Below are 13,604 nucleotides of genomic sequence, written 5' to 3' on the forward strand. Positions count from 1 at the left end.
CGATTCCGGGCAGTTTTCGCCATGAAATGGCGGCGCGCCGGCTATGAAGCGCTTTCATCACCGCCCGGCTGGCGCTGGCGCAAGAGCCGGGGTGCCGGCCTGGCCGGTGCCCCGTCGGTGGGCTGGATTCAATGCAGGCCAGGCGAGCTGGCCGCCGGGTCGTTGACGGTCACAAAAAACGGAATGCCGTGTTCGCGGTCAGCTTGTACCTGTTTGATCAGGCGGATGTCTTCCACCTGGCATTCCTTGAGCAGGCCGATGAATTCTTCGGCCACCCGCTCGACCGAATCCAGCGGGGCCAGCGTCCAGGCGTGCGCGGCCCAGTTTTTGTCGTCGCCGGGGGTGCTGATGGTAAAGCGCAGTTCGCCGTTGTCGTGGGCGGCGGCAATGGCGGTCATCGGCATTGAGTGTTCGCGCAGCTTGCGGATGATATTGCTGGCAAACACCTGCAGATTGACTTCCTGGCGGGCGGCCTGGCCCTGGCGGTGCGCTTCGTGCAGCCAGTTGGGCACGCGCGGAATCGGAAACAGCGTGACCCCAGGGGTGTTGAGCTGCTCGGTCAGCAGCTTCATCAGCGGCATGCCCCACGCGCCCACGCTGCCGCCCAGTTTGACGGGCAATTCACCATTGGCCTCGCGCATGGCCACGCCCACCAGATAGCGGACAAACACGCCGTCGTCCTTGACTGGCACCGGGTCGCCGGGCAGTTCCACCGGCAGGCCACGGGCGGCGTCGGCCAGGTTGCGGGTGTAGCGGTACAACTGGCTGAATGACAGGTTGGCCAGGGTGTCCGGGTGAACCAGCTTGCCGGACACCACGCATTCGGCGTCGGGTGCAATCACGCCGTGCTCACGCAGCAGGGTATTGAGCGCATCCACATTGTTCAGCCGGTCGGGCAGGCGCGCCTGGCCCTTGCAGCCGGCCACCAGCACCACCGGCAGGGCAAAGATCACGGCGTGGCGGTCGTTGCCGGCCTGGGTGATCACGTCCTGCGCGGCGTACCACAGGGCTTTATACACCTCCTGCGACGGGGCGTTGTGCAGGGCCAGCTTGAGCGTGTCGTCCTCGCCTTCGGCCAGTTGGGCGGCCATGGCGTCTTTCAGCGCTTCGGCGCGGGTCAGCGCCCGGCCAGCTTCGCGCTCGGTGAGCAGCGCCATGGCCAGACGAATCAGCAGGTTATCCGGGTCTACGCGGGGGTACAGGCGGGGGTCAGGCAGCAGCATCGACATGGTGAATTCCGCAGTGGGCAACAAAATCGGCGTCATTGTCGCACAGAAGCCGCTCGCGTGCGTTCGCTCGCGCCGTTTACTGCCGGCAGGGTGCTGGCGTGATCCGGCTGGCGGCGGAATGTTCGCTACCGAACATGCAAACTTGTTCCACAGCGACAATTTTTTACATAAATGATGCCTAGCAACATACCCGGCGTTGACAGCCGGCAGGGGGAACCGGATAATCCGGTCTTGTTGAGATGCAGCAATTGCTTCTTGATAGTTTCTCCTCTATTTCTCCTTTGTAGATTGAAGCGCGGGTCGCAAGCCCCGCGCTTTTTTTTGTCTTTTTTTTACCTATCCTTGTTTTTATTCGGTTTTTTCATTCCATTTGCCTGTGGCTGGGCTCTGGCGGATAGCGCCATGCACCCGCATGGGCAGGCATTGGCCTGGGTGGCTGACGCGTGGAATGGGCCATGGGGTAAACCACGCTGATTTTGCTGCATTGCAACATAATACATGTTCATCTACGCTGATTTTGGTTTGTTTTTGTACATTTTTCCAACAAAAACGAAGCATGGCCCGCGTTTGACCTAGCGCAAACATTGTGCATTTTATGCCCTGACAGGGCAGAAACAGCCAACTCCCCCCCTTTTTTTTGCCGCAGATCGCCGTAGAATGCTCCACGCGTCAATACACCGGTTGCGCCTTCTGGCCGCCGTGTCAGGGCGGCGGGCTTTTGCCAGTACCGGCAAAACCTGCCTGCCGCCTGTCGCTGCAGTGCAGCGATGCAGTGGCCCATCCTTGCCGGATGGGCCACGTATATTGCGCGCCCCGCCCGTGTCTGTTGGGTGGGGAGGGGCAGGAATCAGGCAGATGACGGAAGGGGTGTGGGGGCATCCCTTCCGTCATGATTCCCCGGTTGGCTGCCCGCATGATCCAGACGTAAGGCTCACACACACCCACCTGGCCGGCCCGGCGCAGCAAAAACGCACCAAACGGTGCACTGTGCGGCGCGTCATTGGCCCAGAACGGCGGTTTTCTGTTGTGAGCGCGGTAAAAACCGCCTAGCCCGATACCCACACCCCACCCTGTTTGCCTGTGCTGCCGCCCGCCATCCGTCTGATGTCGCGCCACGGCCTGCGCGGGGGTGTCCTCCCGTGGCACCGGCATGGTTTGCCCCCTCTCCCGACCCCGGCATTCCTGCCCTGGCCCCGATGTTGCATGTCTGTTGCCAGCATCTGTTGCCTGGCCGTCTGCGCCGCCGCAATAGACGTGCGCCACACCGGATGGGAGACGGTCATGAGCATTGTAGTCAACCGGCCTCCACATGGGCCGGAAACATGTGTTGTCTTGCCCGCACGGGCTGGCGCGGCGGGCCTGTCTGCAGGCCAGCCACTCGGGGTGTATTTGCGTAGCCACTGCGCCAAGACAGCCGGCACGCAGCATTTTTCAAGAGGTAGTCAGGGGATGAAACTCAACCAGCCGGTAAGTGGACGGGAACGTCCATTTACCCAGGGCACGATTGTGACCAAAACCGATCTGAAAGGCATCATCACCTACGCCAACGATGCCTTTGTCGAGATTTCCGGTTTTGACCGCAATGAACTGATCGGCACCAATCACAATATTGTTCGTCATCCGGACATGCCGCCCACCCTGTTTGACGACATGTGGAAAACCCTCAAGCGCGACAAGCCGTGGCAGGGCCTGGTCAAGAACCGCTGCAAAAACGGCGACCACTACTGGGTGTCGGCATTTGTGGTGCCCATTCGCCAGCGTGGGCAAACCGTGGGCTATATGTCGGTTCGCGCCCCCGCCGAGCGTAGCGCCATCGCCCAGGCCGAAGCGCTGCACCGCCAGCTGGGCCGGGATGGCCGGCTGAAAAAACCGCGTCGCGCCCGGCTGACCTCTTCAGTCAAGATCATTGCCGCCCTGCTGCTGGTCAACAGCATGGTGCTGACCATGGCGCTGGTGGACAGCCCGTGGGCCAGATGGGGCGGGGTGGGGCTGATGCTGCTGGCCTCGTTGCAGGCCTGGCTGGCCTATGGCCGCGCCCGCCGCCGCTATGCGCTAATCAACCACACCTTTGCCCGCATTGCCGAAGGCGTGCTGACCAACCCGCTCTCGACCGAACGCGAAGACGAAATCGGCCAGATTGAATCCGGCCTGGCCGCCATGCAGGTGCATATCAAGGTGATTATCGACGACCTGCTGCACAGCGCCAGGCTGGTGGAAAGCCGGGGCGAGCAGCTTAACCGCAGCATGCAGGAAATGATGCAGCGCTTTGACAACCAGGCCGACAGCGCCTGCGCCATCTCGGCGGCCATCGAGCAAATGAGCGCGTCGATCACCCAGGTGGCCGACAATGCCCAGGTGGCCGCCGACCACACCGACAGCGCCAGAGGGCTGGCGCAAACCGGTGAAGCGCGCATGGGGGCCACCCGCGAAGACACCCGGCAAGCCGCCAGCATGATGCGCAGCGCCCAGGGCACCATCACCAGCCTGCACCAGGCGGTGGGCAATATTGCCAGCGTGACCGAAACCATTCGCGGCATTGCCGACCAGACCAACCTGCTGGCACTGAACGCGGCCATTGAAGCTGCCCGCGCTGGCGAGGCCGGACGCGGCTTTGCCGTGGTGGCCGACGAAGTGCGCAAACTGGCCGAGCGCACCAGCCTGAGCACCGGCGAAATCCACAGCCTGGTCAGCGAAATCACCGGCGTCACCGAGTCAGTGGTGGCCGCCATGGAACAGGTGGGTGCCCATACCGCCGCTGGCGAACAGCAACTGGCCAGCACCATGGATACCCTGCAGCACATTGTCGAGGCCAGCGAACAGGTGAACGACATGGTGCGCGGCATTGCCGAAACCAACCACCAGCAGTCAATCACCTCGCACGATCTGGTCAACCGCACGGTCAACGTCAGCGAACAGCTGGAAGCCTCGGCCCACGCCGTGCAGCTGGCCCGTGGCATGATCGACGACCTGCTCAAGCAGGCCGAACAAATGACCCGGCTGGCCCGCCATTTTGAGGCGGGTGGGTAAGCCGGGCACTGGCGCGCGCCATCCCGCTGGCCGGCGCAATGCCGCTGAAGCCCCCGCATCAGCAAAAGCGAGCCTCCCGAAGCTTACCGTGCCGGTGCAGCGGCCCAGGCATCGCAGCACTGGAGCAAGGCTTGTTCGCCCTGGTGCAATAGCGGGTCCGCATGGGCAGGCGCTCCCAGCGGCAACAAGGTGGCCCAATTGGTGCTGGCCAATAGCCTGGCAACTTTGTCTGGCATGTGCAACGCCGCCAGACGCTTTGCCAGCTGACCATCTGCCAGCAAGCGCACCACTTGGCATGCCGCCTGCGCCAGCAGAACTTGCGCCTCGACCGTCACCCCACGCAAACGCCAGACATTGGCCAGGCACAGCAGACCGCGCTGCAAACTGATGTGACTGGCTGCCATTTTGGGCAACTGCGCCACCAACACCGTAGCCACATCTGCCAGCAAGGCGGTGCGGTCACTGGCCACAGCTAAAGCGCCGACGGGCAAGCCAGCCAAGCGAAACACCGCATCCGGATCGTTGGCATGGCGCACGCACCATGCCACACCAGCCTCCACCGTGCTGGCAGGCAGCGGGCGAATTTTGACAATATATTTCAGTGCATATACTGCATCCGGCTGTTGCCAATGACATTCCAACCAGGTGCAAGCATAAGGGTGAAGCCATGGTGGCAAGTGCCTGCTATGGTCGCCATAGGCACGTAGCAGAAAACCCGCACCATCACTCAGCGCATTGCCAGGACGAGCAAACCAATGCTGGGCAACAGCCTCCACGGGCTCCCGCTCGCCGCTGGCGTCCAGCCAGGCTTTCAGCACAAACCGCGCTTCTGCCGCGTCAGGGTGCTGGGCCAGCCAGGCCAGCACGGCGGCGCGCACGGGCTCCCGCTCGCCGCCGGCGTCCAGCCAGGCTGTCAGCACAAACTGCGCTTCTGCCGCGTCAGGGTGCTGGGCCAGCCAGGCCAGCACGGCGGCGCGCACGGGCTCCCGCTCGCCGCCGGCGTCCAGCCAGGCTGTCAGCACAAAGCAGGCTTCTGCCGCGTCAGAGTGCTGGGCCAGCCAGGCCAGCACGGCGGCGCGCACGGGCTCCCGCTCGCCGCCGGCGTCCAGCCAGGCTTTCAGCACAAAGCAGGCTTCTGCCGCGTCAGAGTGCTGGGCTAGCCAGGCCAGCACGGCGGCGCGCACGGGCTCCCGCTCGCCGCCGGCGTCCAGCCAGGCTGTCAGCACAAAGCAGGCTTCTGCCGCGTCAGGGTGCTGGGCCAGCCAGGCCAGCACGGCGGCGCGCACGGGCTCCCGCTCGCCGCTGGCGTCCAGCCAGGCTGTCAGCACAAACCGCGCTTCTGCCGCGTCAGGGTGCTGGGCCAGCCAGGCCAGCACGGCGGCGCGCACGGGCTCCCGCTCGCCGCCGGCGTCCAGCCAGGCTTTCAGCACAAAACTGGCCACCGGTTTGTGGCCGTGGCGGCGCAGCCAGTGCAGGCAGAGGGGAGCAATGGTGGGGTGGGGTTGGTGTTTTAGCCAGACGTTGAGCAGGAATTGTGCTTGTTCTTGTTCGTGGTGTTGCGCCAGCCAGCTTTCGGCGGCGCTGGCGTAGCGTGCGGGGTCGCAGCGTAGCGCCTGTACCAGGGCGTGGTTGCCCAGCAGGGCTGGCGCAGGCGCGCCGTGGCCGGTGAGCGTGGCGCTAAGCGCATCCAGCCAGCCGATCAACATGGCATGGTCGGCTGGCGTTTGGGCGGGGTGGGTTTGCCAGGCTTTGGCGGCATTGGCCACGGCCAGGTGCACGGCGGGGGTGCTGGCGGCGTGGTGAGGGTTGGCGTGGCGGGCGGCCAGCCAGCGTAGCGCGGCCAGGGGAGAGAGCAGACCAGCGTTCAGGATGGCGTCGTGAGCGGCGCACCATATATCGGCATGCTGGGCAGGCGGCGTCAGCAGGGTGGGCCAGTCCAGGGCTTGCACGCTGGCTTCGGTGGCCACCCGCTGCCAGCTGCGCAGCTGGGTGCGCAATTGCCCGCGTGCGGCGGCGGCGTGCAGCCAGCGCTGCACCTGGCCATTGGCGATGCGCGGTGTTGTGGTGTGCAGCCAGTTCAGCAGCGCACCATCGGCCAGCACATCGTGCAGCGTGCTCCAGCGCTCATCGGGCGGTGCGTGTGGGGTTTCCAGCAACCAGCCATCGTGGAGCAATTGGTGGCGGTAGCGGCTGGCCGACGGCGTGGCGGCCTCCAGTGCCTGCCGCGCGGCGTCGCTGCCGGGCAGGCTGATCAGCAGCTCCACCAGCCCGGCCATGTCTTCGGGCTGGCCGTCAGGCAGGCGGGCCAGATGTACGCTCAGCCAGCGGCGAAAATCCGGCGCGCCTCGCAGGGCACTGAGCTCGGCATGGCGTTGCTGGTCGGCCAGCAGGCACAAAAACACCGCAAACACCGGCACGCCGCCGCACACATCGGCGAAATCCAGCAAACCATCGCGCTGGCGCAAAATACCCTGCACGGTGTCGGGCTGCACGTCCGGCAGCGCCAGCTGGGCGGTTTGCCAGGGGTCCAGCCGTTCCAGCCAGCTATTGCGGCAGGCACCCAGCAGGTGAACGCGGGCGCCGTGGTCGGCGGCGGCTTGCAGCGCGTATAGCCAGTTGTCCCAGCTGTCGCAGCGCTCGATATAGTCCATCAGCAGCAGGGTGGGTTGCGCGCAGGGCTCGCGCAGCGCCTCGGCCAGTTGATCGGGCTGGGCCAAGTGGGCGTCCAGCAGCCACACCCGCCAGCCAGCCTGCTGGGCGGCCAGGCCGATTTCCCATTGCAGCCGCGATTTGCCGGCACCACCGCGCCCATGCAGCACGCTGCTGAACTGGCTATTGTCTGCGATGCGCTGCTCTAGTGCTTCCAGCTGCGCCGCCGGGCTGAGCGCGCTGGACACCGGCACATAGCGCAATGTGCTGCTGTGGTACAGATACTGATGCAACTTGGGGCGAGTGCGCGCCAGCTCGCGGCTCAGGCTGCGATAGCCGGTGGGCAAGTCGGGTGGAAACCAGCGCGTGCGCAAGGCGTGGCGCGGGGCAAGTTGGCTGGCAAAATCATCCCAGGTGAAAATCTCGACTGCGATGTTGTCCAGGTGCGCCAGCCCGGCGCGCTGGGCGAGCTCCTGAAACTGCTGGCGTATTTGTCCGGCCAGGGCGTCGCATTGGCCTTGATTGCTCAAGCGGGCGCTGGTGCAAAACCGATAGCGCCGGATTGGCGTCTGGCTGTTGTACCAGGGTTGGTATTGCTTTTGTTTGGGCGCGTGGTCAAGCAGATTGTCGCGCAAGTGTTTGGCCACCTCGGCCCAGCGCGGCTGCACGGCGTCCCAGCCGTCTTGGGCCACATATTTGCATTCCCACACACAGCCCTGGCTGGGGGAATACAGATCAATGGCACCATCCTTGCCGGGCGCCTGAAAGCTGCGCAAATCAGGTGTGGCGTCGGCAAAAAACTCGCTGACAAACTGGTGAAACACATCGCCAGGGGGCTGGTTGGGGAACAGGTCGGTCTGGTCAAAGCGCAACATGGCAGCGGGCAATCCGGGTGGCAATGTTGGCATTCTAGCGCGTTGGTCTGGCGGCTTGTTCTTGTTCTGGCCATTTAACCTGGCAGCGTGGGTGCATTTTGGGGATGGGCTGACCCGTACCCCGCTCTGGCCAATTTTTTCCCCTCCGCCTGTGGCGATGCAGCATCCGCCCGGTTTCTAGCGCAAGCGTGGGCAAAACCGGATAAAACCGGCTTTCATGCGTATTTTCTTTGCACTTTATCCCGATGGCGAGTGACTCATGCGCCGGGAAGCCCCGTGGGCACAGGGTTTGCCTGGGCCATAATGCTGCATTGCACGACAAGTCGTCACACCAAAGCAAAAATTTAATGCTATAACCATAGGGCTGGCACAGCGTTCGGCTGCAAAAAGGGGCACAGAACCCGCACCGACACATCGCGCGTCCGGCAGGCCATGCGTGGTGCCCATTAGGGCCGCACAGTGGCCCAGACAAGGCACGGGCACAGACCCCGGCCTGACAGAACATCACCGATCACAGACGGAGAGAGAACCCATGACGAAAAAAATTGCACTGGTTACCGGCGGGATGGGTGGCATTGGCACGGCCATCTGCAAGGCGCTGGCGAATGCAGGCTGCACCGTGGTGACCACCTACAGCAAGGCTGGCAAGGAAGTGGAATGGCTGGCCAATATGAAAGAACAGGGCTACACCGCCCACGCTTATCTGTGCGATGTGACCGACACCGACGCCTGCGCGGCGATGGTGGCGCAGCTGGCTGCTGAAGTAGGCCCGGTGGACATTCTGGTCAACAACGCCGGGATTACCCGCGATGGCACTTTCAAGAAGATGAACAAGGTAGACTGGGATCTGGTGATGCGCACCAACCTGGATTCGCTGTTCAATCTGTGCAAGCCGATTGTGGATGGCATGGTCGAACGCGGTTGGGGACGGGTGATCAATATCTCGTCGATCAACGGCCAGAAGGGCCAGTTCGGCCAAACCAACTATTCTGCCGCCAAGGCCGGCATGCACGGCTTTACCATGGCGCTGGCGCAGGAAGTGGCCAAGAAGGGCGTGACCGTCAACACCGTGTCGCCGGGTTATATCGGCACTGATATGGTGATGGCGGTGCCGGAAGAAGTGCGCAACAAGATCATCGCCGGCATTCCAGTGGGGCGTTTGGGCCAGCCAGAAGAAATTGCCGGCCTGATTACCTATCTGTCGTCTGATCTGGCAGGCTTTATCACCGGAGCCAATCTGGCCATCAACGGTGGTCAGCACATGATGTAAACCCGCACTGACTGGTGTGGGTTGCCGTATTGCTCACACTCCCATGCAACACGCCCGGTTTCCGCATTGCGGAACCGGGCGTGTTGCATGGGGGCCACTCACACGGCGGGCCGGCGTCAAGCCGGCGGTGCGGCTGCCACGTGGGGTGCCGCTGAATCACACCGCCGGTTTGGGCACAAAATTCTTGGTGTGATCTTCAAAGCTCTTCACTTGCTTGTCGGCTTCTTCCGGGCTCATGTCGTACAGCTTTTGCAGCGTGGTCAGCAAGGCTTCGCGCTTGCCGGCCACCAGGGCCAGGTTTTGGTCGGAGAGCTTGCCCCAGCGCGATTTCAGCTTGGTGGAGAAATGTTTCCAGTTTTCTTCAGCGTTGGTCCAGTCCATATCACACTCCTTGTGCTCGGTGTCCCCGCAGCGGTATTGCCAGTCGGACACCGGGATGGGGAGATCATGCGGTGGCCTTTGCACAGCGTCTGTGCGCCAGCGCACAGACGCGGGCAGGCCAATCCGGGTGGCGGGCGCAGGGGACGAAAGCGGCCTTGCCGGCGGATTTTCTGCCCTGGCCGCTGCCTGCTGCGTCTTCACCGAAACGCTGAGTAGCGCTTAACCGCGCGTGCTCAGTTCGCTGGTGAGTTTCTGGAAAAACGCCAGCCGCTCTGGCCGCACTGCGCCGGTTTGCCCGGCCTGAATCAGCGCACAGCCCGGCTCTACCCGGTGGCTGCAGTTGTGAAAGCGGCATTGGCCGATATACGGGCGCAGATCGGGAAAATGGTAAATCAGCTCGTCTGCCGGCAGGTGGCGCAGGCCGAATTCCTGCAGGCCGGGGGAGTCAATCAGGTGGCTGTCGGCGTCCAGATGGTAGAGCTGGGCGTGGGTGGTGGTGTGGCGGCCAGAATCCAGCGCGGTGGAAATTTCTCCCACCCGCGCCCGCGCTGCCGGCAGCAGCGCATTGGTGATGGTGGACTTGCCCATGCCGGACTGCCCCACCAGCACGCTGGTGTGCCCCTGCAAATGGGCGCGCAGGGCGCTGACATCTTCTTGCGCCGACAGGGTGAGCAGCGGATAGCCCAGCCCCAGCCAGCCCGCCAGCCGCTCGCGGGCGGCGTCTGCCTGCGGCAGGTCGCACTTGTTCAGCACAATCAGCGGGGCAATGGCGGCGGATTCTGCCGCCACCAGGCAGCGGTTGAGCAGTTCGTCGTTGAAGGTGGGCACCGGGGCCAGCACAATGGCCAGCTGGGTGACATTGGCGGCAATCAGCTTGCTGCGAAAACTGTCCGAACGGTACAGCAGGCTGCGCCGGGGCTGGGCGCGTTCAATCACCGCCTGTTCGGCGTTTTGCACCAGGATGTCCACGCCATCGCCGCAGGCGTAGTCGGTTTTTTTGCCACGGGTGGTGCAGTCGTACAAGGTGCCGTCGGGGGTTTCTACAATATAACGACGGCCATAGCTGGTGATAATCTGTCCGGAGCAAGTCAACGTCATGCAGGCAGGTCTTTCAGGTGGGCAATGCGCAAGCTTGCCGGCGGGTGGGAATCATAAAACTGCGAATGCAGCGGGTCGGGAGTCAGGGTAGCGGCGTTGTCGCGGTACAGCTTGACCAGCGCGTGGGTCAGGTCGTTGGCCGAGGCGTGACGGGCGGCAAAGGCGTCGGCCTGGTATTCATGCCGGCGCGACAGCAGGCTGGTCAGCGGCGTCAGCGGAAAACTGAACACCGGCAGCGCCAGCATGAATAACAGCAGGCCACTGGCCAGCGAGGCGGTGTTCACCCCCAGCGCCGGCTGAAACCAGCTGGTGCCCAGCAGCCATTGCAGCCCGGCCAGCACCGCCAGCGATAAGGCAAAGCTGGTCAGCATGCGCTGGACAATATGCCGGTGATGAAAATGCCCCAGCTCGTGCGCCAGCACCGCCTCGATTTCACTCGGGCTCAATTGCTGCATCAGTGTGTCAAAAAACACAATGCGCTTGGCCCGGCCAAAGCCGGTGAAATAGGCATTGCCATGGCTGGAGCGGCGCGAGCCGTCCATGACAAACACCCCGCTGGCGCGAAAGCCGCAGCGCAGCAGCAAGGCTTCGATCCGGCTTTTCAGTGCCGGGTTGTCCAGCGGCACAAAACGGTTGAACAGGGGGGCAATCAGGGTGGGAAACACCACCATCAGCACCAGGCTGAACCCCACCCACACCGCCCATACCGCCAGCCAGGCCTGACTGCCCAGCGCGGTCAGCAGCCACAGCACCAGCGCCAGCAGCGGCAGGCCCAGCAGCGCGCCCAGCAGCACCGACTTGGCCAGGTCGGCCAGATACAGCGCCGGCGTGGTGCGGTTAAAGCCAAACCGTGCTTCCACCCCAAAGGTGGCCAGCAGGCTTAGCGGCAGGCCCAGCAGCCCGCTGATCAGCAGGGCCGAGGCAATCACCGCCACCCCCTGCCACAGCGGCGCGCCCAGCCAGCCCGCCCACAGCCGCGCCAGCCAGTCGATGCCGCCGCCCAGCGTCAGCCCCAGCAGCACGGCGGCGTCCAGCAGGGTGTCCAGCTGCCCCAGCCGCACCTTGGCGCAGGTGTAATCTGCCGCCTTTTGATGCGCCTCCAGCGGCACCTGGCCGACAAAATCCGTCGGCACCGCCTGACGGTGGGCGGCCACATGACGAAACTGGCGCTGCGCCAGCCACAGGCGCAAGCCGGTTGAACTGGCCAGCGCCAGCAAAAACAACACGGTAAACGGGGAGTTCATTCAGGAGGGCCACAACAGATCGAGAAGGACATGGGACTGCCGCAGAACGGCCAGGTTCATGCGACAATAGCCGTATTTTGGACAGAAGACGATAGGCATTATGGCACAGGATCAGAACAACCTCATCTGGCTGGATATGGAAATGACCGGCCTGGAGCCGGATCGTGACCACATCATCGAGATGGCGGTGGTGATTACCGATAGCCAGCTCAATACCGTGGCCGAATCGCCGGTGCTGGTGATCCACCAGACCGACGCCGTGCTCGACGGCATGGACGACTGGAACAAATCCACCCATGGCCGCTCCGGCCTGATTGACAAGGTCAAGGCTTCCACCCTGGACGAACTGGCCGCCCAGGAGCAGATGCTGGCGTTCTTGCGCGAATATGTGCCGGGCCGCGCCTCGCCGATGTGCGGCAATTCCATCTGCCAGGACCGCCGCTTCATGGCGCGCTGGATGCCGGCGCTGGAAGCGCATTTTCATTACCGCAATCTGGACGTGTCCACGCTGAAGGAGCTGGTCAAGCGCTGGAAGCCGGAGCTGGCCAAAGGCCTGCGCAAGCATGGCAAGCATGAGGCGCTGGCGGATATTTATGAGTCGATTGAAGAAATGAAGTATTACCGCGAGCATTTCATCCGCCTGTGATGACGCACGCCCCGTGTTGTGGGGGTTGGGTGTGTTGCGCCCCATTGGGGGTAACACACCCAACGCGCATGTCTGCGCAGGACGCCTTCTGCTAAAAAAATTCAAGCGCAAGATCCAGAGTGCGCCCCCCGCCCATCCTGCTTACACTCCCTGTCATCTTCCTCACGCCGTCATCCCATCGCCATGCCCGAAGACACCGAACGCCTGGCCGAGGCCACCCGGCAAGACCCGCGCTGGGCGCAACTGCTGGGGCGCGAGGCGCAATAGAAAGAGGCACCGGATGACTAAACACCGCGAGCCCCCTCCTGGCGTTGTTGCACCGCCTTGCCACACCGTCTGCGCCAGCGTGGTTTTATCCGCAGCACACAAGCAGCGCCCGCACTGGCGCGCACCAGTGTGGGCCGGATTGAATCATGCCGCCAGCGCCGCCTGCCCCAGATAAAACTGCTGCACATCGCTGCGCGCGCGCAGGGCGTCAGCCGGGCCAGACAGGGCAACCCGGCCATTTTCGATGATGTAGGCGTAATTGGCGTAATGCAGCGCCAGGTTGGCATTCTGCTCGGCCAGCAAGAAGCTGACGTTTTCCTGCTGGTTCAGCTGCTGCACAATGGTGAAAATCTCGTCAACAATCAGCGGAGCCAGGCCCATCGACGGTTCATCCAGCAGCACCAGACGCGGTTTGGCCATCAGCGCGCGGCCAATTGCCACCATCTGCTGTTCGCCGCCGGAGGTATAGCCGGCCTGGGCGCGCCGGCGGGCGTACAGGCGCGGAAAGTAATGGTAAATCCGTTCCAGATCCTGCTTGAGCGTGGCCCGTGACACCCGGCGGCTGAGTGCGCCAGTCAGCAGGTTTTCTTCCACGGTGAGGTGGGCAAAGCAGTGGCGGCCTTCCAGCACCTGCACCAGGCCGGCCTCTACCAGGCTGGATGCCTGGGCGGTGGTGATGGGCTGGCCCTGGTAGTGAATGCTGCCGTGGGCCAGTTCGCCGCGTTCGGCGCTGATCAGCCCGGAAATGGTTTTCAGCGTGGTGCTTTTGCCGGCACCGTTGGCACCCAGCAGGGCGACAATCTGGCCGTCGGGTACGGTCAGGGAAATGTCGCTGACGGCCAGAATCACCTGCTGGTAGACCACCTTGATCTGGTCCAGTTGGAGTAATGGGGGTTGGCTCATGGCGGCTCCGGGGCA

Annotated in this window: 9 protein-coding genes; 3 read left to right on the top strand and 6 right to left on the bottom strand. The window is 63.5% G+C overall.

Going from position 1 to position 13,604, the window contains the following annotated elements; all coding sequences use genetic code 11:
* Positions 1–128: 128 nt before the first annotated feature.
* Positions 129–1,229: a hypothetical protein gene (locus BXU06_RS09385; protein ID WP_077298930.1), complete on the bottom strand. Its 1,101-nt coding sequence runs from the start codon at positions 1,227–1,229 to the stop codon at positions 129–131.
* A gap of 1,449 nt (positions 1,230–2,678) precedes the next feature.
* On the opposite strand from BXU06_RS09385, the gene BXU06_RS09395 reads away from it, so the two are divergent.
* Complete coding sequence (locus BXU06_RS09395; RefSeq protein ID WP_171982179.1) at positions 2,679–4,256, top strand: PAS domain-containing methyl-accepting chemotaxis protein; 1,578 nt, start codon at positions 2,679–2,681, stop codon at positions 4,254–4,256.
* Positions 4,257–4,339: 83 nt separating this feature from the next.
* On the opposite strand, the gene BXU06_RS09400 is transcribed toward BXU06_RS09395, so the two are convergent.
* Complete coding sequence (locus tag BXU06_RS09400; RefSeq protein ID WP_077298936.1) at positions 4,340–7,780, bottom strand: hypothetical protein; 3,441 nt, start codon at positions 7,778–7,780, stop codon at positions 4,340–4,342.
* 532 nt (positions 7,781–8,312) lie between these two features.
* On the opposite strand from BXU06_RS09400, the gene phbB reads away from it, so the two are divergent.
* A complete protein-coding gene (gene phbB, locus BXU06_RS09405; protein ID WP_077298938.1) occupies positions 8,313–9,050 on the top strand; it encodes an acetoacetyl-CoA reductase in 738 nt (245 codons plus the stop codon).
* Between the two features lie 156 nt (positions 9,051–9,206).
* Here phbB and BXU06_RS09410 read toward each other — a convergent pair whose 3' ends face one another.
* From BXU06_RS09410 to BXU06_RS09420, 3 genes are all read right to left on the bottom strand, one after another.
* Positions 9,207–9,431 carry a hypothetical protein gene (locus tag BXU06_RS09410; protein WP_077298940.1) on the bottom strand — a complete coding sequence of 75 codons (225 nt, stop codon included), beginning with the start codon at positions 9,429–9,431 and terminating at the stop codon, positions 9,207–9,209.
* Positions 9,432–9,650: 219 nt separating this feature from the next.
* Positions 9,651–10,529: a ribosome small subunit-dependent GTPase A gene (gene rsgA / locus BXU06_RS09415; RefSeq protein ID WP_077298942.1), complete on the bottom strand. Its 879-nt coding sequence runs from the start codon at positions 10,527–10,529 to the stop codon at positions 9,651–9,653.
* Positions 10,526–11,773 carry a M48 family metallopeptidase gene (locus tag BXU06_RS09420; RefSeq protein ID WP_077298944.1) on the bottom strand — a complete coding sequence of 416 codons (1,248 nt, stop codon included), beginning with the start codon at positions 11,771–11,773 and terminating at the stop codon, positions 10,526–10,528. Before BXU06_RS09420 ends, rsgA begins: the two co-directional genes overlap by 4 nt.
* 100 nt (positions 11,774–11,873) lie before the next feature.
* Here BXU06_RS09420 and orn point away from each other — a divergent pair, with 100 nt between their 5' ends.
* Positions 11,874–12,419, top strand: a complete 546-nt coding sequence (gene orn / locus BXU06_RS09425; RefSeq protein WP_077298946.1) for an oligoribonuclease — start codon at positions 11,874–11,876, stop codon at positions 12,417–12,419.
* 411 nt (positions 12,420–12,830) lie between these two features.
* Here the strand turns inward: orn and BXU06_RS09430 are convergent, their stop codons facing one another.
* A complete protein-coding gene (locus BXU06_RS09430) occupies positions 12,831–13,589 on the bottom strand; it encodes an ABC transporter ATP-binding protein (RefSeq protein ID WP_077298948.1) in 759 nt (252 codons plus the stop codon).
* Positions 13,590–13,604 lie beyond the last annotated feature (15 nt).

This window comes from Aquaspirillum sp. LM1, assembly GCF_002002905.1.
In the GTDB taxonomy this organism is placed as follows: Bacteria; Pseudomonadota; Gammaproteobacteria; order Burkholderiales; family Aquaspirillaceae; genus Rivihabitans.

Coding starts and splice junctions, on each gene's coding strand:
- BXU06_RS09385 (WP_077298930.1), bottom strand. CDS start 1,229: ATGTCGATGCTGCTGCCTGACCCCCGCCTGTACCCCCGCGTAGACCCG.
- orn (WP_077298946.1), top strand. CDS start 11,874: ATGGCACAGGATCAGAACAACCTCATCTGGCTGGATATGGAAATGACC.
- BXU06_RS09430 (WP_077298948.1), bottom strand. CDS start 13,589: ATGAGCCAACCCCCATTACTCCAACTGGACCAGATCAAGGTGGTCTAC.
- BXU06_RS09395 (WP_171982179.1), top strand. CDS start 2,679: ATGAAACTCAACCAGCCGGTAAGTGGACGGGAACGTCCATTTACCCAG.
- BXU06_RS09410 (WP_077298940.1), bottom strand. CDS start 9,431: ATGGACTGGACCAACGCTGAAGAAAACTGGAAACATTTCTCCACCAAG.
- BXU06_RS09420 (WP_077298944.1), bottom strand. CDS start 11,773: ATGAACTCCCCGTTTACCGTGTTGTTTTTGCTGGCGCTGGCCAGTTCA.
- rsgA (WP_077298942.1), bottom strand. CDS start 10,529: ATGACGTTGACTTGCTCCGGACAGATTATCACCAGCTATGGCCGTCGT.
- phbB (WP_077298938.1), top strand. CDS start 8,313: ATGACGAAAAAAATTGCACTGGTTACCGGCGGGATGGGTGGCATTGGC.
- BXU06_RS09400 (WP_077298936.1), bottom strand. CDS start 7,780: ATGTTGCGCTTTGACCAGACCGACCTGTTCCCCAACCAGCCCCCTGGC.